Here is a 21,946-nt window from a genome sequence, read left to right on the forward strand (position 1 = left end):
TGCCAGTGCCTCACCACAAAAATAATAAAGGTGAATTCATGCCCCATTCTGAGCGTACACCAGCAATTGAAGACAAAGATAAAACGAGCTTAAGCACGAGTCGTCGTGGATTTTTGCAGTTGAGTCTCGCCTCTTCAATCGGCTTAAGCTTAGCTTCTGTTCTTGCTCTTGCTCCAGTTAAGGCTGAGGCGGCTGAGGCAAGTGAGAGTAGTACTGAAAAGCTTGAATACCGTTTTTTAACACCCAGTTCTGCTGAGTTTTTAGCAGCCCTCTTCCCGGTTGTGCTAGCGAAAACTTCGCTCGATCAGGATGAGAATAACGCCTTACTGATGGCATTAGATAAGATGATTTTCCATTTTAATGCCTTTAACCAAAAACAGATGCAGCAGCTTTTTGATGTGATGGCTTATGCACCTATACGCTTTGTAGCGGGCGCACCTTGGACAAATTGGCCAGAAGCGAGTCATGAGGATATCCAGTCCTTTTTGATTGGTTGGCGCGATAGTCGCTTTGAATTAAAACGTATGGGATATCTCTCAGTTTGTAAGCTGATTAATTTGTGTTGGTACGCCAGAAAAGAGAGCTTTGCTCAAACAGGCTATCCTGGGCCACCTGTCAAAATCCCCACTCCCGTTTCCAATTCTTTATAACCCTTTTTAGATTAGGTTAGCACTATGGCAGAACGTAACTTTGCAGAAATCCGCGGTATTCCAGACCCAGTCTTAAAGGGTATTAATCAAGGCTGGCGCACCTTAGATGGCAGCCAAATTAGCCAAAGCCAAACACTCAAAGCAGATGTTGTTATCATAGGTTCTGGGGCTGGCGGTGGCACCAGTGCTGAGATATTGGCGCAAGCGGGGTTGAAGGTCATCATATTAGAAGCGGGCCCGCTTAAAACCACGAATGACTTTGATATGGACGAAACCCGCGCCTATAAAAACCTCTACCAAGAGCATGCTGGCCGTATGAACAAAGACGGCAGTATGTCGATTTTACAAGGTCGCTGTGTCGGTGGTTCGACTGTGATCAACTGGACTTCTAGCTTTCGTACCCCCAAACAAACCTTGCAATATTGGCAGGATGAATTCCAGCTAAAAAACTGCTCTGAAAGCGAGATGGCACCTTGGTTTGAGAAAATGGAGACACGATTAAACATCAGCCCTTGGCCTGTTCCTCCTAATGAGAATAATGCGGTATTAAGCCGAGGGGCAGAAGCGCTTGGCATCCCTTGGAAGACGATTCCGCGTAATGTCTTAGGTTGTTGGAACCTTGGTTATTGCGGTACAGGTTGTCCGACGAATGCAAAGCAATCCATGTTGGTAACCACGATTCCTGCAGCCTTAGAAAAAGATACACAACTTATTTATAACGCCCCTGCTGAGCAGCTAATTTTTGATGATAAAAAACAAAAAGTGCTTGGCGTTAAAATCAAAACAAAAGCAGGCGAACTTGAAATAAAAGCGGATACTTTTGTGATGGCAGCAGGCGGCATTAATAGCCCTGCTTTGATGCTGAGATCTGATGCGCCAGACCCAGAAAACCTGATTGGCAAACGTACTTTTTTACACCCTGTGGCCTTTTCGTTTGCTAAATTTGATGAAGAAATCGCCCCTTATTATGGCGCACCGCAATCGGTTTATTCGGACCATTACCAATGGCAAAGTGTGACAGGCAAAGTGGGCTATAAGCTTGAAGTGCCGCCACTTCACCCCAGTTTAACCTCGGCCCTTTTGTTAGGCCATGGACCAGAACATGTGAAAGACATGCAGTCTCTGCCGCATCTCAATGCCATGATAGCTTTGATGCGTGATGGTTTTAATGAAGACAGTATCGGTGGTTCTATTGAGCTTGCTGAGGATGGCAGCCCGATTATTGATTACCCTATCAATGATTATCTTTGGCAAGGCATTCAAGATGCCCACTTTAAAATGGCAGAGCTACAATTTGCCGCTGGCGCTAAAGCCGTCAAGCTGGCTCATATTGATAGTGAGTGGTATTCCTCTTGGTCTGATTGCAAAACTGCAATCGAAAACTTCCCTTATATTTCTTGTCGGCCTCTTGTGGGCAGCGCCCATGTTATGGGTGGCCTTGCCATGGGAGAAGACAAAAACCAATGTCTAGTAGATAGCCAAGGGAAGTACCATTATCTAGACAACCTTTTTGTATTTGATGGCTCTGTATTCCCCACCAGCATTGGCGCGAACCCACAACTATCAATTTATGGTATGGCCTGTAAAAATGCGACGACTTTGGCTAAGAAAAGCCTAAAGCAGGGCTAAAACAAACTAAAATAGCGTCGAAAAAGGCTAATTTTTCTCTCGTAAGAAATCACCACCATTTATAACTCTTGGTAAATCACATTTGTATTTTGAATCTTGACAGTGTCAAAATACATCTATAGTTTAAAGCAAGCTAAACAAAATGAGCCTTAGATTCTGGCTCTTTTGTTATCCATTTTTCTGGCCTGAGCCATTTGCCTTAAGGAATTACCATGAGTGATCAAGACGATAACACCCTTATTTATAAAACAATGAAGGTTGAGATTCAGAACCAAGTTGCCCATGTGCAATTTACTCGACCTGATGAGTTAAACACTATGAATCTTGATTTCTGGCGTGAGCTACCTGAGCTAATGCACAAGATAAATGACGAAGTGTTAGCCCGTGTTGTTGTTATCTCCTCTACTGGTAAACACTTTAGCGCGGGTATGGACCTTTCTGTTTTCACCGGTGCTAAACGTAAAAAAATGGAACTTGGCCGTAAGCACGAAAACCTGCGGCGTACTGTGCAACAGCTTCAAGCTTGTTTAAGTGTCTTAGAAGAAGTTCGCATGCCTGTTTTAGTCGCGGTACAAGGTGGCTGTATTGGTGGTGCATTGGATTTAGCCGCGGCAGCAGATTGTCGTTATAGCACCAAAGATGCTTTCTTTAGTATTGAAGAAACCAAGTTGGGTATGACAGCTGATGTGGGTAGCCTACAAAGGTTACCTAGCCTGATGCCATTAGGTTTAGTAAGAGAATTAGCCTTTACCGGCCGTCGTATGTATGGGGATGAAGCCAAAGAAACGGGCTTGGTAAACCGTGTTTTTGATGATCAAGAAAGCATGGTGGCAGGCGTATTAGAAATTGCCGCTGAAATTGCCCAACGCTCTCCTCTTGCTGTAGCTGGCTGCAAAGAGATGATCAACTTTAGTCGTGATCACAGTGTGGATGAAAGCCTTAAACAAATGGCCCTTTGGCAGGCGGGTATGTTCCAACCTGAAACCGACATGATGGAAGCCTTTATGGCCAAAACCCAGAAACGAGATACAAATTTCGCCGAACTTTGCCCAGTAAAAGCCCCATTAGAATAATGCTATCAAAATAAAGGTTACACCCGTTTTAAACCATAAAAATAAAAAGGATAAAACATGAGTCAGGAAAATTTAGAACGTTGGCATCAGGTTGTATATAACAAGGATATGGCGCTATTAAGAGAGCTATTAGCCGAAGACGTTGAGTTCCATTCCCCTACCCTTTGGGCGCCTAAAAAAGGCCGAGATATTACTCAATACATTCTTAAAATGGTGATGGATATCTTTGAAGATTTCGAATATCAAAGACAGTGGGTAGATGACCAAAACCTTGCCCTTGAATTTAGTGCTCGCGTTGATGATAAGAAGATTAAAGGCATAGATTTGATCCGGTGGAATGAACAAGGTCAGATCGTTCACTTTGAAGTCATGCTGCGCCCTATGAATGGCCTACAACTTATGTTCGATAAAATGACTAAGCACTTACAGGATGCAGGCTTTATTCCTAAGCCGTAAGCATTGTTCATTTAAAGCGTTTAAACAAAAAAAGAAGAGCCTAGGCTCTTCTTTTTGCTTTTTACGCGGTGCAAACATGCTCTGATTTAATTAAGCAGGTACCTTTTTAAGGCGTGCATATAGGGCATCTTTAAGTGTGCTTCTATCATGCTTTAGTTTGTGCATTTCGTCATCGCTAATCGGTGTATTGCTTAGCTCAAGCTCACGTATTTCTTTATCTAACAAGGTGTAACGGCTGTTCTCTTGTTGAAATTGACTGTCCTGCTCACATAAAGTTTTGATCGTATCTGTGAATTCAGGAAAGTCTGTTGTAAGTAAATGGTTTTCGCCTAACATAAAAAACTCCCGCTCTTTTTGTTTAAATAAAATGAATGACCTTAGGTTCTTATCATAGTGGGTTTTATCAAACTCGCTTCAAAGCCTGCCTATTTAGGTCTGAATTTAGTTGCTTTAATAACGTACTAAGGTTCGACTTTCGATACTTCGACGAAAAGCCTGATTATTTTGCCCCATAACATCCAAAGCACTATGACCGATTGATGGTAAGGCTTTGCTGTCGAAAATATTAAATATCGCTATGTCATCTGGTGTCATATTAGATAAATAAATCCAATCGTGGGCGGCATTGGCCGTTAGCCCCATGATCTGCCCGATACGATCTGGATAGATAAGCTGTAACAATAGCCAATCTTTCTCACTGACACTTTTTGGTCTGATAAAACCCAGTGGTGCGCTGACAATAGGCGCTTGAATAGGACGCCATAAGTTAACAAAAGCAAAATGCTGGTCTTGCCATTTTTTCGCCTCTTCTGCCCCTAGAATGTCTTCAAGCCTTTTTATGGCACCACACGCACTGTAATCGCTATGCACATTACGCGCTGGTTTACGATCTGAGTTTGGATCATCGATACGAATTGTATGATCGAAAATAATGACTTCTTTGGCACCAAGCTGTTCTGCCAGTAGCCGGCTTAATTCAGCGTTGTAGGTTTCTCGCCAATCTTGTGATTGAGTAAAGTCTTTTATTACGGAAGGACTTTGCACATAAAGCAGGCTGTCTTCCCAGAAATTAAGCTGAATGTTTCCGTCTCGAACATCCTTTACTTTAACTTGAGTTGGCGCAAGTTCAGGAGAAACTATTTTGCCCTTTTCGCCATTAGCATCAATGTGAAAAGCTTGTTGTTTATCACTGGTAACATGATAGTTAACCATTGCCGTTGCTTGCATCTTCTTCTCCTGAATTCTCTGTGCTGAGTGTCTATTCGACTTCAATGACAAGCAGTATAACTTTTTAAAATTTGATGATAATTAGCCTTGTTCAAGAAACATAATTAAGATATTTTTGATAATATGGATATCTTATCATTACGTTTATTTTTAAGAGTGGCCGACCTTGGCGTGATTAATGGCGCAGCAAGAGACCTAGGCTTATCTCCAGCAAGTGCCAGTGCGCGCTTAGCTAAACTAGAAGAAACCACTGGCTTTAGGTTGTTCAACCGTTCGACTCGTGCTGTTTCTCTCACCACAGATGGTGCTGCTTTTTTACCCTATGCACAACAAGCGATTGAAACCCTTGAAGTGGGTTTAAACATCAATACAGGGGAAGAAGCCTTACCCAAAGGCCTATTACGCATTGCTATGCCGGGCTCTTTTGGTCGCATCCATGTCATTCCTGTTCTGGCTGAGTTTCAAAAACGCTACCCACAAGTCACATTAGATTTGAGACTCTCTGATGAGATTATTGATGTGGTAGAAGGCGCTTATGATGTGATTATTCGTAATGCAGAGTTAGCCGATAGTAGTCTGATCTCTCGAAAGCTTGGTACAGACCGACGAATTCTCGTGGCTTCTCCAGACTATTTACAAACCCATGGTACGCCAAAAACACCTAATGATCTGTTACAGCATCATTGCATCAGCTTACGTGATAGTCACAGATGGCAGTTCGAAAATGGTGAATCGGTTAGCACACCTCATACTATTTCGGTTAATGATGGTGAAGCCATGCGCCTATTGATTGAAAACGGTATGGGCATTGGCATTAAGTCTTTGTGGAATGCGGATGAAAGTTTAAAGTCTGGCAAGCTGGTAAAAGTCCTCCCGGATTACCCTCTCTTAACAAAATCATCAATTTGGATACTCTATCCGAGTAATCGTATTGTGGCCCCAAAAGTCAGGGCCATTATTGATTACCTACTGGAGCAGTTCCAACCGCTCGCACCTTGGGATAAGGATTAAGCTTTAGCATTTAAGTGGATGCTTCAACCTAAGAGTTCTTTTCCATATAAAAGTCGAGATTCATTAAAATTTCTGACAATTCGTTAGGGAAAGTGATCATAGCTTCGTGGCCTGTTTGCAGAGGAATCATGGGCCATCCGTATTTTTTTGCTCTATCCCGTGCCCAGAATAACGGCTGATACAAGGGCTCATTACATACGATATAACAAGCGCTAACGCCCTCTCCTGGTGGCGCTTTTAGTGTTAAAGGCGTGTTATAAGTTGACAGAGGATGAGGGCTTAAAAATCGCGCTAGATATTGCCATTGCTCTGGGGTTAAGCCACCAAAGTCTTGTGCACTAGGCACAGGTAAAGACATACCACCACTGGTTTCTTGAGCTATTTTTTGACGTGCTAAGGCAGCAGATTCAGGCATACAAGCAAACATGCTTTCGCCATTTTCGAGTATTGCTGCATCAAAATATACCAACCGCTCAATACGATCAAAAACAGCCTCCAATACGCCTGAAATTACCGCACCACCAAAACTATGACCTACCAGAATAATATCTTTTGAATTGATCTTTTTAATCAAGTCTACAAGTTCGTCCACTAGACTTTGCATGCTAATGTCGGTTGACATGAAATGTGCTTTATCCCCTAGCCCTGTCATGGTTGGGGTATACACCTTATGATTATTCGCTTCTAGAATGTTACGAACTCGCTCCCATGATTCTCCGCTGTGCCAAGCGCCATGAACCAGTAAATAGGTAGCCATAATTTTTCTCCATTAGAAAAGAGAGCGACTCAATCAAGACGCTCCCCTTTTATCGCGCTTTCTTGTTCACGCTAATCTTTGAACTCAATCAAAATTTCTCGGTATGTCACATCACCTATGTTTTTGGCTTTATGAGTAACGGGAAATAAAGTGCCTTGTGCCACTTCAGACAATATTTCTAACTGATCGCCTTCGCATTTAATATCGAAGACGCTGCCTGTTGGCACATCAAAAACACCTAAATCATTGCCATTTTCATCTTCACAATCTAAAGGGCCGCCTTGTATTGCATACCACATATAGGAATTACCATGCTTATGCATAGGCGTTTCTTCGCCAGGCTTAAGTTCGAAATTCCAAACAATGATTCTGTCGTTTTCAAATACTTTTTGTCCGCCAACATTTTCTGATACAGGGGTCATAATCTGTTCCTTTCATTTCACATTTTTATTTATTTTTTAGAAAAGCATATTGCGAATAATTGGCTGTCCAGATAACTAGATAGCCAAGAGGTCAAATTCATCACAAAGAACGGCATTCCCGTCTACTGACTCTAAACGAAGGTGAATAATGGCTTGGTACTCAGGGGAGTTGTACCACTGCTTTGCTTCCGCTTTATCTTTGAATTTAAGAATGACTCGACGTGAATGATCAGTTGAACCTTCTATCAGTTCGATATCTTGATCCACAACCAGAATGTCTGGGTTATAGGCTTTAAGTGTTTCAACCGCTTTGGGTAGGTACTGGTTATTGAGTTTGTCTGAATCAATTACCTGATGACTGAAAATGAAATATGCTGCCATTGTCACTTCCTTTATTTTTATTGAATAGGTGAACCTTGAGAGCAGCATAAGGAGAACTCAAAAGCACAAGCTCTCCTTATGCAATAAAGTCGATTAAGCTAAATCGTCTTTTGCATCGATTAGATAGTGGAAGCTGTTAGAACCTGCTGTTCTAGCTTGTAGGTGTGGTACATAACCTGGGTCGTTCATGAAAGCTAACGCGGCATTTTTAGAAGGCCATTCGATAATAATACGAAGTGCGGCTTCATTTGTTTCGCCTTCAATTTGCTCGTGAGTTGAAGTACGGGCTAGGTATTTACCGCCATGCTTTGCAACTAATTCGTTTGCTGGCCCGATATAATCAGGGATCCAATCTTCTGTTGTTGGTGTCACGGCTAGTACTGAATAATAACTCATAATAATTTCCTCGATCTCATTTTTGTTAAAGGGGTTTTCTAAACTTATCTGGCAAAGCCACCGAAAGGCTTAAGCAGTTTTGGTGCTAATGCTGCGTGGCGATCTGTGATTTCTTTTGGTAGGTCACCAAGATGAACCATGCGTGTTGCTGGAGCGGCGGCAACCCAACGCTCTGCATAGTTGTCCCAATTTGTAATGTGAATATGTGCAGATTCTATGGTCGCGAAACGCTCGTAAACCAACACATCACCATCATCAGAAACGAAATATTGGTAATTTAAAGTGCCGCCTTCTTTACGTGTTTGCGCCACAATTTCATTCATTACCGCTTCAAATTCATCACGTTTTCCGTCGATGATTTTGGCTTCTACAATCCAACCTATATTTTCAAACATGCTATTGCCTTTCATAAATTGATAAATCGTTTTGTCACTAAGTTACTCATGTCAGACAGCGTTTAATGCTTTGTTTCTGCTGCCTGATTAAGCATGTGATTACTATATCAAATCAAAAAATAATGATAATAGTCAGTTTTTATAAATGATAATTCGGATATTTTTGATAATAAGGATAGAAATAGTTTATTTTTCAAACAAACTATTAGAAAGATACGTTTTTGGGAAACGAGCCTGATCTGCCATTAATTAGGCATTAACAGGCTAAGTTGATGCTTGATAGAAGAATCAATACAAGAAGAAAAGAGGCTTATTCGGTTTGCACCTAGCCTAGAGAAAAGCGATTTAACAAAAGGCTAAATTGGATCATCTAAGATAGCACGCTTAATATCGTAGCTGGTTTCTAAGGAGCTATGACCAATACTAAATTGGCTTTCAAGAACATTACGTACACGTTGTTTAATCTGTTCGGCATTGCCTTCATCTAAAACAAGGTGGCCTTCCAAAAAGACTTTTTTATCGTCTAGTTGCCATACATGTACATGCTCAATATTGGCCACACCCTCTATGGTGTTGATGGTGAGTTTTAACTCAGTAAGATCGATATTATCTGGTACAGCTTGCATGATAATTAGCACGCTCTTTCTCAGTAAAAGAATGCCATGAAAAATGACATAAGCTGAAATACCAATAGTGGCAATAACATCAAAAATATAAAGTTCGTAATTGATGATGAGTATGGCAGCAATAATGACCACAATTGAGGCAAGTGCATCTGACACATTATGAATAAATGCCGCCTTGATGTTCATATTATCTTTCGCACCAGCACTGTAGGTGAGAACGGCTGTGATGATATCGATAACAAGCGCGATGCCGGCTACCCAGAATACGATCCAACCATTAATTGGCGTTGGGTTAAAGTAGCTGTCTATGGCTTCGAATATCAGATAAATACCCACTAGGATCAAGCTGGTACTATTGATAAGCACACCGATAATCTCGGCTCTTTTATAGCCGTATGTCATGCTGGATGTGGCCGATCGCTGGCCTATATTTCTGGCAATCAGCGCCACTAAAATGGCACCTGCATCACTTAAATTATGCAGAGCATCGGCAATGAGAGATAAACTTCCTGATAAAATACCCCCTATCACCTGAGCAATGGTGAGAAGTACGTTAACCGCCACGGCCATAACTAACTGGCTATTTGAACCTTGATCGTGATGGTGCTCATGTCCCATAAAACTTACCTATAAAAGAAAAAACAAGCTGGCAAAACACGCCATTTATTGAGATCTAATAATAAGGCAGCGGATAATTAGATTGCCACTTTTGAGAGGCCAAAACGCACTTTCTCCACACAAAGTTCACGATGCTGAAAAATTGAAACATAAAAACGCATTTTAATTCTTGCCATATAAATAAATGTTATGAAAAATGATTATAACCCTAAGGCATGGTTTTATTTGAAACGCTCAGATTTCAGCCTGAATTTGACAAAAGTATTCAAATTACTAACTTTAATAGGTAACGATTAACCTTTCGGCCATACCTCATGCTAAGAGATAGGTCACGATATTGTTGCATTTGGATGAGTGAGTTATCTCATCGTTAAATATTGAATTAAGGGGACAAACAAATGAATGCTTTGTCTTGTTTCTGCGCGTGTATTTATAAAGCCTTTATCCAATTTGCTTGGCATACTTCACTTGTCAGCGCCTTAATTTTATTGTTTTTCTCTTCGCAATACTCCCATGCTCAAGCCTTAGAAAGCATTAAAGAAAAAGGCTATATCACTATCGGTGTCAAAGCGGATTACCAGCCTTATGGTTTTAAACTAGAGGATGGCACATTAACTGGTATTGAAGTCGATTTAGCGAAAAATGTTGCCCAAAGGCTCGGGGTTGAGCTTAAACTTGTCCCAGTAAAAAGCAGTAATAGAATGCGGTATTTGATCCAAGATCAGGCCGATTTATTAATTGCGACTGTCAGTAATCATTTTGAAAGACACAGAGTTGTGAGCTTTGTGGAGCCCGCCTATTACTCCTCGGGCACCAATGTTTTAGCCTGGAAGAATGCTAAATTACACTATTGGGAACAACTACATAGAAAAAAGGTATGTGGTATTCGTGGGGCTTTTTATAATCACACCACCAAGATGGATTATGGTGCGATTATCATTCCTTTCGATAAAACGGATGAGGCCTTATTAGCGTTACGTAAAGGTCAGTGTCTCGCATTTGTATACGATGACTCTTTTATTAAGCATCAACTACATGATGTTCGTTGGCAAAAACGCTTTGAAATGCCGCTCAATTCTATTAAAGGCACACCTTGGGGCCTTGTGGTCAAACTCGGTGAAGATGAGTTTAAAACCTATCTTAAAGACATAGTGATTGATTGGCACGCTAGTGGTTATCTCATCGAGTTAGAAAAGTTATATGGATTAAAAGCCAGTGGGTTCACAATTAAGATGCACGACCTTTACAAATAGTAGATAAAGAAAAGTCAGTAAAAATAGCAGGCAAAAAAAAGCGTCTTCATAAAAAGACGCCCTAAGCCTACTATGTTCAAAAGGCTTGAAACTCTTGTATTCTGTTAAAAAAACTAAGCCTGTCTCTTTTTAAGCTCGTCTCTTCTTAAAAGCGTAAAAACCTGCCCCCATAAACACCTTGATAAAGGTGCTCACCTCACTCAGATTAGGCTTTGGTGCTTTACCCTTCGCCATTCTAGCGAGTTGCTGTTCGTACCAAGTGATATCTAACATGGCCATTTTATCGAGAGACCTCACCCCAGTTGTTAGCACTTTAAGTTCTTGCTTATGGTTAACATCGGCTAACAGCTTGTTAGGAAAATCTGGATCTACCGCTGTCGTTCTGGCAATGCCGATAAAGTCTGTCGCACCTGTATCTAATGCAGCTTGCATACCTTGAGCAGAGCGAAAACCACCCGTTAGCACAAGCGGTGTATCCACCAGCTCACGCACCTTCTCGATATAATCTAAGAAATAAGCTTCACGTTTTAGGGTCGATTCTTTGGCTTTGTGTCCCATCATTGAAGGACTTTCATAAGTGCCACCTGATACCTCGATTAGATCAATGCCAGCTTGAGCTAAGCTTTTCACCACTTGCATTGAATCTTCTTCTGTAAAGCCGCCTTTCATGAAGTCGGCGGAATTAAGCTTGATACCAATTGGGAAGTTATTGCCCACTTTGCGTCTTATTGCGTGATAAACCGCCAAGACAAAACGCATGCGGTTTTCAATACTGCCGCCCCACTGGTCTTGTCTTTGATTGTGTCTTGGGGATAAAAACTGGCTTACAAGATAACCGTGTGCACCGTGAATTTGCACACCACTAAAACCTGCATTTTTAGCCAGCTCAGCACTGGTCGCAAATTTTTTGATAATGCCTTCTATTTCAATTTCGCTTAGTTCGCGGGGCCTGTTAAAGCCTTTTTCTAAGCCACCTTCCAAGGCAATGGCTGAAGGTGCCACCGGCTCTTCACAAATAAATTTTGGAATCTGCTTTCCTGGATGATTCAACTGAACCCAAAGATGAGAGCCGTTTTCTTGGCCAGCTTTAGCCCAAGCCTTAAATTGCACCAGGTTTGATTTTTCATCCAATACGACGTTTTTAGGTTCACCTAGGGCATTTCTATCTATCATGACATTGCCTGTCATGGACAAGCCAATTCCCCCTTGCGCCCAGCGACTGTAAAGCTTGGCTAGCCCTGGAATGGGGTTGTGCTCTTTATCGCCCAGCTGCTCACTCATGGCAGACTTGAAAAAACGATTTTTGATTGTCTGACCGCCTGCTAAGGTGAAGCTGTCGCCAAGTCCATTTAGCCCTTGCTCTTTTGTTTGTGTGTTTTGCATTTACTTCTCCAATATTATTAGACCGGTCGTCTTTTAACTATGTAAATAAAAAGCCTCGCAGGCTTTTTATTTATTTTATTAATAAGGCTTCCAAAAGCAGAAACATGCTTTCTTGGGCTTCTTGCTTATCCCTAGAGACTCGCATCCTCAGTAATACCCCTTGCCAAGTTGACCAATAAAGCTTCGCCATTTTTGCTGCCTCGATATCCTTTCGGATAGTTCCCTCAGCTTGTGCAATTTCAAGCAGCTTGGTGAAGATTCTTAAGCATTCTTCTACCGAAAGATTTAAAGCTTGTTTGCAAAGATCATTCCCTTCGTCAATGTCCGCCGATATGGTCGCGATTAGGCAGCTATGCTTAAATTCAACTTTTTCGTACTTAATAAGACTTAAGTTAACAATTGTTTTTAGTTTAGCTAGGGCATCCATTTGTGCCCCTTCATGCTCAAAAAACTGACTAAATTGCCTTATTAAGTCTTGGGTGTATGCCTTAATTAACTCTGCTACAAATGCTTCTTTACTAGCAAAAAAATTATAAAAAGACCCTTTAGGTACTTTCACCTCATCAAGGATCTGCTTAATTCCGGTTCCATGATAGCCATTAGCAGAAAGGTGGGTGATCCCCGCTTCTATTAATGCTTCTCTGGTTGATTCACTTCGTCTTGGTCTTGCCATTTGGAGAGTATATGACCGATCGTCTTTTAATTAAAGAGGCAATAAAGTTTTTCTTTTTTTGTACACATTTATGCTGAGCGACATGTATGTTTATAAAAGGTGAAAATTCGTACTAAGCACTTTCTACCTTGTTACGGCCTGTTCGTTTTGCTTTGTATAAGGCGACATCCACTCTTTTGAATACATTTTCCCAGTTTTCGATTTCACTCTCACGGGTTGCGACGCCAAAGCTGGCGCTAATATGTAGGGCTTCATCTGAACCGTTATCCAGACTAAAGTGTTCATCCGATAGCTGAATTCTGAGGTTTTCAGCCATTCGCTCTGCCTGCTCCCGGCTAGTATTTGGCAGTAAAATAATAAACTCCTCGCCACCGTAGCGCGCGACTGAGTCGTTCTCTCGGGTATTTTTGGTGAGTATCATGGCGAGCTTTTGCAATACCGTATCGCCAGCCTTATGCCCATGACCATCGTTTAGTTTTTTGAAGTAATCAATATCAAGCATGATAGCCGACAATGGCACTTGGTTGAGTTTAGAGTCCACATCGCTGTCCGCCACAATTTCATCTAATGCTCGACGGTTATAAACCTGTGTTAATGGGTCTAACGATGCCTGGAGTCTTAATTTGAGCTCTAGATTTGTCGTCGTCATCCATACAATCGAAAAACTAAAGCTGACGACTAAGACTTGATAAACGATAAGCACCATAGAGTGCAGTAAGCCTGCATTCATAAAGAAGTCTAACTGCACGGATTGACTCACAATAAAGACTCGTAAGCTGAAATAGGCCGCTGAGAGTAAACAGATTGATGAAAGAACTCGCATGCTCGCTTTGCCGAACTCGTCATTACCTTTTAATAAAAGCAAGCTGATTAATACAAGCTGTATCGCACTCGCGCTGCTCATTATCATAATACGTGCGTTCACATCATATTGGTTGAAGGTAAAGTGCATCATACCAATTAACATGAGCACGAAACCGACTAAGCTGAGCCAGCTACTCTTGGGAATGGGCACAGAAAGATAGCGAGAGAAGCCTAATAAAACGAGATAAAAACTCACATAAATAGCGCTGTTCGCTAAGACGATTGAAATGAAATCAGGCACATGTTGCTGGGCACCATTTAAACTTAGAGAGAAGAAGTTTATTAGCAGAGCGCCAGCGATTAATTTAATGCCATTAAAGGTGGGGTAAAAGCGGGAAAATAGAAATAAACCAATAGCAAAGAACAAACTGAGAAAACTGCTATTCATCAGCAAGGTACGTATGTCTATCAGGTCGCCCATTTTTAATTAACCTTATTTATTAAGGACATTTTTAAGGCTGACATTAAATAGATTATGTAAAAACCTAAGGACACCCAGCAATTAAAGCCATACCTAGCTTTAACTGCTTACACTCCCTGTTTTGGGAAGTCTTATTCTCGACTCGCCTCTCTTATTCAATCCAGTATAGATGAGATTTCGCTTAAGGGACCTGCGAATAAGTCCTCCCGCCTCAGCGTGTGGATAAAAGCCACTAGATTTATGGCGAGGAGCGCAACTTAATAGTGATTCTATTGATAAGCTCTTCAACGTAAAGATAGGGCTTTTAGACCACGCCCTTCGGGTCTTTGAAGAATACCTAAACGGCATTTCAGAAAAAGTAGCACCCTGTGTTGTCACTTCTCGAAAGGTACCTACACTGATTTTCTATTAGTAAACGCAAAGTAACGCCTTGTGTGATATTTTTCCCATATACCTTAGAAGAGCAGACTGAGAAGAGGTGACTTAGTCGCAGGTTCCTTATAACTAATCGCTAAACTTATTGGCAGTTTCTTAGCCAGTTTATTGCCGCATTTCTATTGGTAAATATTTGAACATTCTTTGAGTAAACTAGGTGTATTTTTGCGGCCATTAAGGAGGGCTCGCTATAAACAAGAATTGCTATGGCGCTGACATTCTTAAGTTCGCCAATTCTTGCTAAAGATTCGTGTCCATGGGAGTAAGCATTTTTACGATTAATTAAAAGAGCGTATTTATCTTGATACTTTTCTAATAAACCTTGTTCAATTTCTTCAATGTTTTTTTCGCTGACTTGAACCCCTTGATTGATCGTAATCTCCATGACCCTAGGTTCAACTTCTTCAAAAGTTCCAAATGGCAGTTCGCCTAATAACATATCTCATCCCTGTTGTTCTGATTCCAGTTTTTAACTTTTCTAATCACTATTTTTATAATTTATTCACAATGTGAAATATTATCAATGAATTTTCAGCTTATCTAAACCATTTTTTAGCCCTATCTATATTCTTTTATTTTTGCCGTCTAAAAGCCTTAATTTAGCCTTAACATCCGCAGCTTTTATGCAAAGGTTCCCTTAATACACATTTCGCCATCACGCTTATGCCATTTACCCAGCGCCATGACATCTGTTACTTGATAGTTAGCATCTAGTACCACTAAATCAGCATCCATATTTTTGGCTATCTTGCCTTTTTTCGAAAGCCTTAACAGGTCGGCCACATTGCTTGTGATAAAGCTTAGAGCCAAGCTTAAGGAGTGGCCTGCTTGTACAAGAGAGTACAAGGTATCGGGTAAGATTTGCGCTCTACCAAACTCCATGTGCTGCAATTTACCGCATGCATCAAATTGAGGTAAGCAGCCTCCGCCATCTGAACTTATGGTAATTTGGTTTAGAGGCAAATTACGTTCGACAGCAAGATTAATCGCTTGATAAGCATGATAGCCCTGCTTATTAAAGGACTCAGGAAAGGCGGTAATATCGATATAGGCCCCTAGTTTGATTATCTCGCACGCATGATCAAATAAGGCCTTATTGCGGTTAACATGGGTGGCATTGAAGACTCTAGCAGGGATTTCTGTTTCTTTAATGGCACGTTCCAAAAGCGCTAGTTTTCGCTCGCCATCGCCTAGATGAAAATGCACTATGCCTGCTTTACCTGTCATCAAACCTGCCACATGAGCTTCACTCGCTAGACGGATCACTTCTTGATAGGTGGGCTGGCTTGATCTGTGATCACTTATCGCAAATTCACCAATACCGATCACGGGTTCTAGAAACACCATATCTTGCTTGGCGGTTTCCATTAAACTTCGAGGAGGATAATGATAGCCGCCGGACCAACAATAGGCACTCATGCCCTCTTCTCTTAAGCCATACACTCGGCTAATCATATTTTCCATGCTTCGAGTTGTATCATCTGTGCCCAATAAGCCTACAACCGTTGTCACACCGGCTGAGGTAAACTCGCTAATGGGCAATACGGGTACTTGAGTCGCGAAGCCTGCTTCTCCTCCACCTCCTGTAATATGCGCATGGGCATCTATAAAGCCTGGCACTAACTTTGCGCCAGCTAAGTCAACCACTTGGTGTTCGATGGCGTTAGGCAATTCAATTACCTCTTTACTGATGCTGGTTATCTTGTCATGACAAATGAGGAGATGATTCAAGCCCAAAGACTCTGGGGCATATAGGTCGGCATTTTTGATGATAGTGATGGACATAGTAGGTGGAATTTTCCCTTTATTATTCTTTTAAGCAACGCTCTGATTAACCCTATCTAGACGTTAACCCTATGTAGACATTAACCCCTTTGAAGAAAAAGGTAATCCCCTTCCTTATCCACACCTTTGCTTAATTCTTTAAAACCTTGAGACTGATAAAACTGGATGGCATTTTGATTATTGCAAAGGCATTTAAGCCTAATTGCTTGCTGATAAAACTGGCTAACAGTATCAATTAACGCTTTTCCAACACCTTTTCGTTGGGCTCTTTTATCTACATAAAGATGATGAATAAACTGATCTTGAGACCAAACAGCAATGAAGCCTAAGACACCCGAGCTGTCTTGTGCTAACCAAATTTTTTCGCCTTTTGTATCTTCAATAAAATCTGAAAGTTTGTAGTGGCTGGTATCCATCCAGTCAAAAGTATCTTGTCGTGCGGTTAAATATATATGCTCTAACTGGGCTTGGTATTTAGCATCATATTCTTTGATTTCCATATATAAAACAACTCCTTAAATTAGCAAAGCCTGATAAGACTCATTTCATCATAACACTTATAACGCAAATGTCTTTAGGCTAAACCCACTAAAAAAGCACTGTTTTAAAAATCTTATTAAACTCATATTATTAGCTAGATAGCTGCACTAATTCTGACACTTCTAATTGCCCTCCTACTTCTAAATAAGGGCAAGCTTGAGCAATGGCTAAAGCCGCCTCATCTGACTCGGCTTGGATAATAGTGTAACCAGACATATGACTTGCACTGCCTTCACTAACCTTGCCTTCACTGTCTATGGTCTTGGTGTTTCTTACAGGATTGGCCGCTGACACAACCGCGTCACCTAGGTTATCTAGCCAATCTCTGTATTTCACCATATGTTGTCGTCCTTCATCTCGACCCATTTCTCTAGGTGTGCCCACATAGGTAATTAAATAATGCGTCATGTTAACCTCAGGATAAAAATAAGTTTTATGGTTTAACTCTAATATAAAAATTATTTTTTACCTGAAACTCTTATCTGAGACTCTTGCCTGACTCTTTTGCCTGAAACTCTTATCTGAAAAACAAAAACTAAAACGATAGGTTAAAAAAGCGTTACAAGGCATATCACTGCCCTATGAAAATACAGGTCTAAAAAAACGTCGCTTATAGGATTTTATACACTTGGTTTGTTTTGCATATTCAAATGCCGCTTGGCAGCCTTCATCTGCAAAAGAAGCATTTCTATACTCTTCATATTTAGCCAAACTCGCAAAGGTAAACATGGCTATTGCTAGATCGTTATCGCCTTCTGAAGGTAAAAAGTAACCTTGGTGCTGGCCACCGAACTTGTTTACCAGACTTATCCATAATTTTGCATACTGCTCAAATTCCGCTAATTTGTCCGCATCGACTCGATAACGAATGACACAAGTCACCATGATATTTCTCCTTAGCTTGTTTATTTAAAAGCCATCTTAAGTAATGAAAGCCAAATAAAAAATTGGCTTATAAGTCATTTATCGATAAAAATAAGCCAAATATTTCATAAGCCTTTGACCTACAACCCATAGAAGGAAGCCCATGAACAAGGTTGCTATTCTCTGCAAACAAAACGCGTCTTTATTTGAGCTTGGTTGTGCCACTGAGTTCTTTGCGTTAGCAAGACCTGAGGTTCCAAACTGGTATCAGGGCGAAGTGATCAGCTTTGAGCATCATAAAGTAAACACTGTGGCGGGAGTCAGTATGGATATCAGGCTGATTCGATCTTTAGATGAGTTCGATACGCTCGTTATCCCAAGTTGGTATCCAGAACAAACTCTCGATAAGGATGTGATAGACAGGGTGCAGTCTTTTTATCACAAGGGTGGCCGCATCTTATCTTTTTGTACGGGCGCTTTTTTTGTGGCTGAATGTGGGCTTTTAACTAACCGCGAAGCAACAACCCATTGGGCCTATGCTGATACCTTTAAAACACTCTACCCTGATGTCACTTTTGTTGAGGATGTTTTGTATGTTTATAAAGACAATATTGGCTGCTCAGCGGGTAGTGCTGCCGCCATAGACTTTAGCCTTGCCGTTATACGTGAAGATTTTGGTCATACTATCGCTAACCAAGTAGCGAGACGCTTGGTCGTCTCTCCCCATAGGGATGGTGGACAGGCTCAGTTTGTGGAAACGCCTATACCTTCTCATCAGGTATTATTCGCGAAAACGCTAGACTGGGCAAAAGCTCATCTCGATACACAGATTAATGTGGACTCTTTAGCGCAACAAGCGGCAATGTCACGACGTAGCTTTGATCGACACTTTAGAGCCAGTATGGGGGTGAGTGCTAAAACTTGGCTGACTCAACAGCGCTTAGACATTGCTAAACGTCTGCTAGAGGAAAACAAACTTAATATGGAGCAAGTCGCCATCCAATCTGGCTTTAATAATCCTATGACCCTGCGCCATTGTTTTCGTCAGTATTTGACGATTTCTCCTAGTCAATACCGTCGTCAATTCGCCTTGAAGAAAACAAACTAGTCAAATTGCGCATCACGAGAGTGAGGGATAGTCCAATCTTGCTCATGCCCGACAGGCACTATGCCATAAGGGTTGATGGCTAAATGACTAGCGTAATAATGACGCTTGATATGCGCCATATTAACTGTCTCGGCAACACCCGGCATTTGATAGAGTTCGAGCATGTATTGGTAAATATTAGGGAACTCATTCAGTTGCTTTAGGTTGCACTTAAAGTGAGTATGATAAACCGCATCAAAGCGAACTAAAGTGGTCCATAGACGCCAATCTGCTTCGGTGAGTTGATCTCCTACTAGGTATCTTTGTTTAGTAAGTATGCCTTCGATAACCTTGAGCGCATCAAACAAACCTGTGACATTTTTCTCGTAAGCACCCTGTGTCGTAGCAAAGCCTGATTTATACACGCCATTATTAATTTTGTGATAAACCAGCTCATTGATCTCATCAATTTGCGCTTGTAACTCACTCGGATAAAAGTCTAAGTCATTACCTGTGATGCCATTAAACGCTTGATTAAACATGCGAATTATTTCAGATGACTCGTTATTAACAATACGGTTTTGCTGTTTATCCCAAAGCAAAGGTACTGTGATATTGCCTTGGTAATCCGTTTGGTTGGCAAAGTACTTCTCAGAGAGATAAGCACTGTCTGCTAGGGTGTCACCTGTTGTGCCATAAAGCTTGGCTGAATTCTCATCATGTTCAAAACTCCAACCTTGGCTATGCATATCAGGGTGAACCACGCTGACACTGATTAACTCTTCCAACCCTTTTAGTTTGCGAAACAAAAGTGCTCTGTGTGCCCAAGGGCAAGCAAGGGAAACAAAAAGATGGTATCTATTCGCTTCTGCTTGAAAGCCAGCATCTCCTGACATATCCGCACTACCATCGGCGGTTATCCAATGTCTGAACTGCGAATCTTTGCGTTTGTATTCACCGGCTTTAATGCTGGTTTTCCAATTTGATTGAATCTTTTCCATCTTTCTCTCCCCTTCACCTGCTTTGGGTAAACGTCTTATATTGGATTTAGTTGATACCTAATGAATTAAAGGATCTGAGCCAGTTCCTCAAAGGACAGTCTTGGGCCTCTTGGGTGTGCGCCACCTTTTTCACCATAACCCAAGTTAATTAAAAAGTTTGACTGATAACGCCCTTCTGGGAAGAATTCAGCATCTAAAGCCGCATTATCAAACCCACTCATTGGACCACAATCTAGCCCTAACATACGTGCTGCCATAATCAGGTAAGCACCTTGTAATGAACTATTACGAAAAGCGGTGCTATCACGTAGCGCTGCATTTTCTTCGAACATTTGCTTAGCACCCGGTACTGCTGGAAATTGCGTTGGCATATGCTGATAAAATTGCATATCGCTTGCGACAATAACAGTCACTGGCGCGGCTAGGCTTTTTTCTTGATTGCCCGGCATCAATGAGCTTTGTAATCTTTGCTTCGCCTCTTGGCCTTTAATAAAAACAAAATGACTTGATTGACAGTTCATTGAAGTTGGGCCCCATTTAAGCAGGTCATAAAGCTGTTTGATTTGCTCATCACTTACTTGGATATCTTGAAAACGGTTGAAACTTCTGGCAGAACTAAAGACCTGCTCTAGTGTTTGCGCTGATACTTGATTCTCTTGTGCTACTTGCATTGTCTACTCCTCTAAAATTAGTCGACTTAGGCTTATTCGGTGACCTTTTCGCTAGCTTAATCTGCTGGCATCTCAATAATGATGAAGTGTCCATAACCTTTGCTTGATGAAAACACCAAAGACTGCGCATCTTTTATTTCTAGCGTGTCTTTTTCACTTAAGACTTCAGCCCTTGCTTCTACTTGGCCTTCTGCTGTTAAGGTGACGTTAAGATCTCCTTCAATACAATTGATATAAGCTTGTCGACCAGCTTTAAGCTGAAATTCAACCTGACTCTTATCATCAAGCACTTCACTGGCATAAAGGTTTACATTGCTATTCACATATAAAGGCACATCTGCTTTGTTACTTGGGTTGCCTACTATATGAACTAGCTTATTAGCCCTATCTTCTGGGGTGAACGCTTTATGCTCATAGCGTACTGGGCCACCTGCTTGCTCAGGTAAAATCCAGATTTGTAGAAAACGACACCATTCATCATGAATATTCATTTCTGAGTGCCATAGACCTGTGCCAGCTGAAATTGCCTGCACATGGCCCCGGCCTATGGTTTCTTGCGTATTGGTAACACTGTCCCAATGGGTAAGCTGGCCTCGCACGACATAGCTAATAATTTGCATGTCCCTATGAGGATGGCGCCCAAAACCATTTTTTGGGCTAATGTCATCGTCATTGAACACTCTAAGTGCACCAAACCCCATGCGTTTTGGATCGTAATAATTCGCGAATGAGAAATGGAAATAAGTATTCGCTGGATGCATCGGACTACTGGCTAAGTAGTGTAGTTTTGATGCATCTCGTTTTTCTATCCTTTCCATGCTGCGCTCCTTATTTAAGGGATCTAGTTGAATTGCTTTTTTGCAATCAGCTTATCCAGTGACAGGTTCCCTGCGCCACTTACAACCAATGAAACTGAAACAGCTAATAGTGCTAATGCAAACTCATAACCGTTGTTGCTCATAAAGAGACCATTGACAAAATGTACGCTAAAAATTGCGACTAACATGGTTACCGCAAGCATGGCAGCAGCAGGACGCACTAAGAAGCCAAAGACGAGGGCAAGACCACCAAAGAACTCTGCACTACCTGCCATTAACGCCATAAAATAACCTGGCTCTAAACCAATGGATGCCATCCATTGTCCTGTACCTTCTAAACCATAACCACCAAACCAAGCAAACAGTTTTTGAGCACCATGAGCCATGAAAGTTAAACCTACAGGTAGACGTAAAGCGAAAGCGGCAAAGCTATTATTTGAACGGGTAATCATTTCTAAATAAGACATAACATTCTCCAAACTTCATTGTTTTTGATCGATGGAGAGATTA

27 protein-coding genes are annotated in these 21,946 nt (G+C 41.4%); 7 read left to right on the forward strand and 20 right to left on the reverse strand.

Annotation, left to right across the window (positions count from 1 at the left end; translation table 11 throughout):
• Positions 1-38 precede the first annotated feature (38 nt).
• The 4 genes from TW85_RS22525 to TW85_RS22540 all read left to right on the forward strand — a co-directional run bounded on the left by TW85_RS22525 (position 39) and on the right by TW85_RS22540 (position 3,808).
• Positions 39-650 (forward strand): hypothetical protein, encoded by a 612-nt coding sequence (locus TW85_RS22525; protein WP_046019410.1) that lies wholly within the window; start codon positions 39-41, stop codon positions 648-650.
• Positions 651-674: 24 nt separating this feature from the next.
• Entirely contained in the window at positions 675-2,279 is a 1,605-nt protein-coding gene (locus tag TW85_RS22530; RefSeq protein ID WP_046019411.1) for a GMC family oxidoreductase, read from the forward strand.
• A gap of 212 nt (positions 2,280-2,491) precedes the next feature.
• A complete protein-coding gene (locus TW85_RS22535; RefSeq protein WP_046019412.1) occupies positions 2,492-3,352 on the forward strand; it encodes a crotonase/enoyl-CoA hydratase family protein in 861 nt (286 codons plus the stop codon).
• Positions 3,353-3,409: 57 nt separating this feature from the next.
• Positions 3,410-3,808, forward strand: a complete 399-nt coding sequence (locus TW85_RS22540; protein ID WP_046019413.1) for a nuclear transport factor 2 family protein — start codon at positions 3,410-3,412, stop codon at positions 3,806-3,808.
• A 90-nt stretch (positions 3,809-3,898) separates the two neighbouring features.
• Here TW85_RS22540 and TW85_RS22545 read toward each other — a convergent pair whose 3' ends face one another.
• The gene (locus TW85_RS22545; protein WP_046019414.1) at positions 3,899-4,144 is read right to left on the reverse strand and encodes a DUF465 domain-containing protein; all 246 of its coding nucleotides are present in this window, start codon (positions 4,142-4,144) and stop codon (positions 3,899-3,901) included.
• Between the two features lie 114 nt (positions 4,145-4,258).
• A complete protein-coding gene (locus TW85_RS22550; protein WP_046019415.1) occupies positions 4,259-5,035 on the reverse strand; it encodes a CmcJ/NvfI family oxidoreductase in 777 nt (258 codons plus the stop codon).
• Between the two features lie 123 nt (positions 5,036-5,158).
• Here TW85_RS22550 and TW85_RS22555 point away from each other — a divergent pair, with 123 nt between their 5' ends.
• Entirely contained in the window at positions 5,159-6,046 is an 888-nt protein-coding gene (locus TW85_RS22555; RefSeq protein WP_046019416.1) for a LysR family transcriptional regulator, read from the forward strand.
• A 28-nt stretch (positions 6,047-6,074) separates the two neighbouring features.
• Here TW85_RS22555 and TW85_RS22560 read toward each other — a convergent pair whose 3' ends face one another.
• The 6 genes from TW85_RS22560 to TW85_RS22585 form a co-directional block, all read right to left on the reverse strand.
• Complete coding sequence (locus tag TW85_RS22560) at positions 6,075-6,803, reverse strand: alpha/beta hydrolase (RefSeq protein ID WP_046019417.1); 729 nt, start codon at positions 6,801-6,803, stop codon at positions 6,075-6,077.
• Positions 6,804-6,874: 71 nt separating this feature from the next.
• A complete protein-coding gene (locus TW85_RS22565) occupies positions 6,875-7,225 on the reverse strand; it encodes a hypothetical protein (protein ID WP_046019418.1) in 351 nt (116 codons plus the stop codon).
• 75 nt (positions 7,226-7,300) lie between these two features.
• A complete protein-coding gene (locus TW85_RS22570; protein WP_046019419.1) occupies positions 7,301-7,606 on the reverse strand; it encodes a DUF1330 domain-containing protein in 306 nt (101 codons plus the stop codon).
• A gap of 93 nt (positions 7,607-7,699) precedes the next feature.
• A complete protein-coding gene (locus tag TW85_RS22575) occupies positions 7,700-8,002 on the reverse strand; it encodes a DUF1330 domain-containing protein (RefSeq protein WP_071210304.1) in 303 nt (100 codons plus the stop codon).
• A 44-nt stretch (positions 8,003-8,046) separates the two neighbouring features.
• Positions 8,047-8,397, reverse strand: a complete 351-nt coding sequence (locus TW85_RS22580) for an antibiotic biosynthesis monooxygenase (RefSeq protein WP_052702378.1) — start codon at positions 8,395-8,397, stop codon at positions 8,047-8,049.
• A gap of 356 nt (positions 8,398-8,753) precedes the next feature.
• Positions 8,754-9,641: a cation diffusion facilitator family transporter gene (locus tag TW85_RS22585; protein WP_046019421.1), complete on the reverse strand. Its 888-nt coding sequence runs from the start codon at positions 9,639-9,641 to the stop codon at positions 8,754-8,756.
• Positions 9,642-10,039: 398 nt separating this feature from the next.
• Here TW85_RS22585 and TW85_RS22590 point away from each other — a divergent pair, with 398 nt between their 5' ends.
• A complete protein-coding gene (locus TW85_RS22590; protein ID WP_084616478.1) occupies positions 10,040-10,894 on the forward strand; it encodes a transporter substrate-binding domain-containing protein in 855 nt (284 codons plus the stop codon).
• Positions 10,895-11,023: 129 nt separating this feature from the next.
• Here TW85_RS22590 and TW85_RS22595 read toward each other — a convergent pair whose 3' ends face one another.
• The 8 genes from TW85_RS22595 to TW85_RS22630 form a co-directional block, all read right to left on the reverse strand.
• The gene (locus TW85_RS22595) at positions 11,024-12,277 is read right to left on the reverse strand and encodes an NADH:flavin oxidoreductase/NADH oxidase family protein (protein ID WP_046019422.1); all 1,254 of its coding nucleotides are present in this window, start codon (positions 12,275-12,277) and stop codon (positions 11,024-11,026) included.
• 70 nt (positions 12,278-12,347) lie between these two features.
• Positions 12,348-12,950, reverse strand: a complete 603-nt coding sequence (locus TW85_RS22600; RefSeq protein WP_046019423.1) for a TetR/AcrR family transcriptional regulator — start codon at positions 12,948-12,950, stop codon at positions 12,348-12,350.
• A gap of 112 nt (positions 12,951-13,062) precedes the next feature.
• Positions 13,063-14,235 (reverse strand): GGDEF domain-containing protein, encoded by a 1,173-nt coding sequence (locus TW85_RS22605; protein WP_046019424.1) that lies wholly within the window; start codon positions 14,233-14,235, stop codon positions 13,063-13,065.
• 517 nt (positions 14,236-14,752) lie between these two features.
• Positions 14,753-15,109 carry a hypothetical protein gene (locus TW85_RS22610; RefSeq protein WP_046019425.1) on the reverse strand — a complete coding sequence of 119 codons (357 nt, stop codon included), beginning with the start codon at positions 15,107-15,109 and terminating at the stop codon, positions 14,753-14,755.
• A 182-nt stretch (positions 15,110-15,291) separates the two neighbouring features.
• Positions 15,292-16,455: a beta-aspartyl-peptidase gene (iadA, locus tag TW85_RS22615; protein ID WP_046019426.1), complete on the reverse strand. Its 1,164-nt coding sequence runs from the start codon at positions 16,453-16,455 to the stop codon at positions 15,292-15,294.
• A gap of 80 nt (positions 16,456-16,535) precedes the next feature.
• Complete coding sequence (locus TW85_RS22620; RefSeq protein WP_046019427.1) at positions 16,536-16,955, reverse strand: GNAT family N-acetyltransferase; 420 nt, start codon at positions 16,953-16,955, stop codon at positions 16,536-16,538.
• A 130-nt stretch (positions 16,956-17,085) separates the two neighbouring features.
• The gene (locus TW85_RS22625; RefSeq protein WP_046019428.1) at positions 17,086-17,403 is read right to left on the reverse strand and encodes a YciI family protein; all 318 of its coding nucleotides are present in this window, start codon (positions 17,401-17,403) and stop codon (positions 17,086-17,088) included.
• Between the two features lie 171 nt (positions 17,404-17,574).
• Positions 17,575-17,880 carry an NIPSNAP family protein gene (locus tag TW85_RS22630; protein ID WP_046019429.1) on the reverse strand — a complete coding sequence of 102 codons (306 nt, stop codon included), beginning with the start codon at positions 17,878-17,880 and terminating at the stop codon, positions 17,575-17,577.
• 142 nt (positions 17,881-18,022) lie between these two features.
• Here TW85_RS22630 and TW85_RS22635 point away from each other — a divergent pair, with 142 nt between their 5' ends.
• The gene (locus tag TW85_RS22635; protein WP_046019430.1) at positions 18,023-18,967 is read left to right on the forward strand and encodes a helix-turn-helix domain-containing protein; all 945 of its coding nucleotides are present in this window, start codon (positions 18,023-18,025) and stop codon (positions 18,965-18,967) included.
• On the opposite strand, the gene TW85_RS22640 is transcribed toward TW85_RS22635, so the two are convergent.
• The 4 genes from TW85_RS22640 to TW85_RS22655 all read right to left on the reverse strand — a co-directional run bounded on the left by TW85_RS22640 (position 18,964) and on the right by TW85_RS22655 (position 21,903).
• Entirely contained in the window at positions 18,964-19,947 is a 984-nt protein-coding gene (locus TW85_RS22640; RefSeq protein WP_046019431.1) for a glutathione S-transferase family protein, read from the reverse strand. The genes TW85_RS22635 and TW85_RS22640 overlap by 4 nt on opposite strands.
• A gap of 65 nt (positions 19,948-20,012) precedes the next feature.
• Positions 20,013-20,618, reverse strand: a complete 606-nt coding sequence (locus TW85_RS22645) for a malonic semialdehyde reductase (protein WP_046019432.1) — start codon at positions 20,616-20,618, stop codon at positions 20,013-20,015.
• A 56-nt stretch (positions 20,619-20,674) separates the two neighbouring features.
• Complete coding sequence (locus TW85_RS22650; RefSeq protein WP_046019433.1) at positions 20,675-21,436, reverse strand: pirin-like bicupin family protein; 762 nt, start codon at positions 21,434-21,436, stop codon at positions 20,675-20,677.
• Positions 21,437-21,459: 23 nt separating this feature from the next.
• A complete protein-coding gene (locus TW85_RS22655; protein ID WP_046019434.1) occupies positions 21,460-21,903 on the reverse strand; it encodes a DoxX family protein in 444 nt (147 codons plus the stop codon).
• Positions 21,904-21,946 lie beyond the last annotated feature (43 nt).

This window comes from Marinomonas sp. S3726 (assembly GCF_000967665.1).
In the GTDB taxonomy this organism is placed as follows: Bacteria; Pseudomonadota; Gammaproteobacteria; order Pseudomonadales; family Marinomonadaceae; genus Marinomonas.

Excerpts from the sequence above, each read along its gene's own strand:
- TW85_RS22655 (WP_046019434.1), bottom strand. The coding sequence starts at position 21,903 with ATGTCTTATTTAGAAATGATTACCCGTTCAAATAATAGCTTTGCCGCT.
- TW85_RS22650 (WP_046019433.1), bottom strand. The coding sequence starts at position 21,436 with ATGGAAAGGATAGAAAAACGAGATGCATCAAAACTACACTACTTAGCC.
- TW85_RS22600 (WP_046019423.1), bottom strand. The coding sequence starts at position 12,950 with ATGGCAAGACCAAGACGAAGTGAATCAACCAGAGAAGCATTAATAGAA.
- TW85_RS22630 (WP_046019429.1), bottom strand. The coding sequence starts at position 17,880 with ATGGTGACTTGTGTCATTCGTTATCGAGTCGATGCGGACAAATTAGCG.
- TW85_RS22560 (WP_046019417.1), bottom strand. The coding sequence starts at position 6,803 with ATGGCTACCTATTTACTGGTTCATGGCGCTTGGCACAGCGGAGAATCA.
- TW85_RS22625 (WP_046019428.1), bottom strand. The coding sequence starts at position 17,403 with ATGACGCATTATTTAATTACCTATGTGGGCACACCTAGAGAAATGGGT.
- TW85_RS22535 (WP_046019412.1), top strand. The coding sequence starts at position 2,492 with ATGAGTGATCAAGACGATAACACCCTTATTTATAAAACAATGAAGGTT.
- TW85_RS22540 (WP_046019413.1), top strand. The coding sequence starts at position 3,410 with ATGAGTCAGGAAAATTTAGAACGTTGGCATCAGGTTGTATATAACAAG.
- TW85_RS22585 (WP_046019421.1), bottom strand. The coding sequence starts at position 9,641 with ATGGGACATGAGCACCATCACGATCAAGGTTCAAATAGCCAGTTAGTT.
- TW85_RS22530 (WP_046019411.1), top strand. The coding sequence starts at position 675 with ATGGCAGAACGTAACTTTGCAGAAATCCGCGGTATTCCAGACCCAGTC.
- TW85_RS22645 (WP_046019432.1), bottom strand. The coding sequence starts at position 20,618 with ATGCAAGTAGCACAAGAGAATCAAGTATCAGCGCAAACACTAGAGCAG.
- TW85_RS22620 (WP_046019427.1), bottom strand. The coding sequence starts at position 16,955 with ATGGAAATCAAAGAATATGATGCTAAATACCAAGCCCAGTTAGAGCAT.
- TW85_RS22565 (WP_046019418.1), bottom strand. The coding sequence starts at position 7,225 with ATGACCCCTGTATCAGAAAATGTTGGCGGACAAAAAGTATTTGAAAAC.
- TW85_RS22590 (WP_084616478.1), top strand. The coding sequence starts at position 10,040 with ATGAATGCTTTGTCTTGTTTCTGCGCGTGTATTTATAAAGCCTTTATC.
- TW85_RS22595 (WP_046019422.1), bottom strand. The coding sequence starts at position 12,277 with ATGCAAAACACACAAACAAAAGAGCAAGGGCTAAATGGACTTGGCGAC.
- TW85_RS22580 (WP_052702378.1), bottom strand. The coding sequence starts at position 8,397 with ATGTTTGAAAATATAGGTTGGATTGTAGAAGCCAAAATCATCGACGGA.
- TW85_RS22570 (WP_046019419.1), bottom strand. The coding sequence starts at position 7,606 with ATGGCAGCATATTTCATTTTCAGTCATCAGGTAATTGATTCAGACAAA.
- TW85_RS22575 (WP_071210304.1), bottom strand. The coding sequence starts at position 8,002 with ATGAGTTATTATTCAGTACTAGCCGTGACACCAACAACAGAAGATTGG.
- TW85_RS22545 (WP_046019414.1), bottom strand. The coding sequence starts at position 4,144 with ATGTTAGGCGAAAACCATTTACTTACAACAGACTTTCCTGAATTCACA.
- TW85_RS22605 (WP_046019424.1), bottom strand. The coding sequence starts at position 14,235 with ATGGGCGACCTGATAGACATACGTACCTTGCTGATGAATAGCAGTTTT.
- TW85_RS22635 (WP_046019430.1), top strand. The coding sequence starts at position 18,023 with ATGAACAAGGTTGCTATTCTCTGCAAACAAAACGCGTCTTTATTTGAG.
- TW85_RS22525 (WP_046019410.1), top strand. The coding sequence starts at position 39 with ATGCCCCATTCTGAGCGTACACCAGCAATTGAAGACAAAGATAAAACG.
- TW85_RS22610 (WP_046019425.1), bottom strand. The coding sequence starts at position 15,109 with ATGTTATTAGGCGAACTGCCATTTGGAACTTTTGAAGAAGTTGAACCT.
- iadA (WP_046019426.1), bottom strand. The coding sequence starts at position 16,455 with ATGTCCATCACTATCATCAAAAATGCCGACCTATATGCCCCAGAGTCT.
- TW85_RS22555 (WP_046019416.1), top strand. The coding sequence starts at position 5,159 with ATGGATATCTTATCATTACGTTTATTTTTAAGAGTGGCCGACCTTGGC.
- TW85_RS22640 (WP_046019431.1), bottom strand. The coding sequence starts at position 19,947 with ATGGAAAAGATTCAATCAAATTGGAAAACCAGCATTAAAGCCGGTGAA.
- TW85_RS22550 (WP_046019415.1), bottom strand. The coding sequence starts at position 5,035 with ATGCAAGCAACGGCAATGGTTAACTATCATGTTACCAGTGATAAACAA.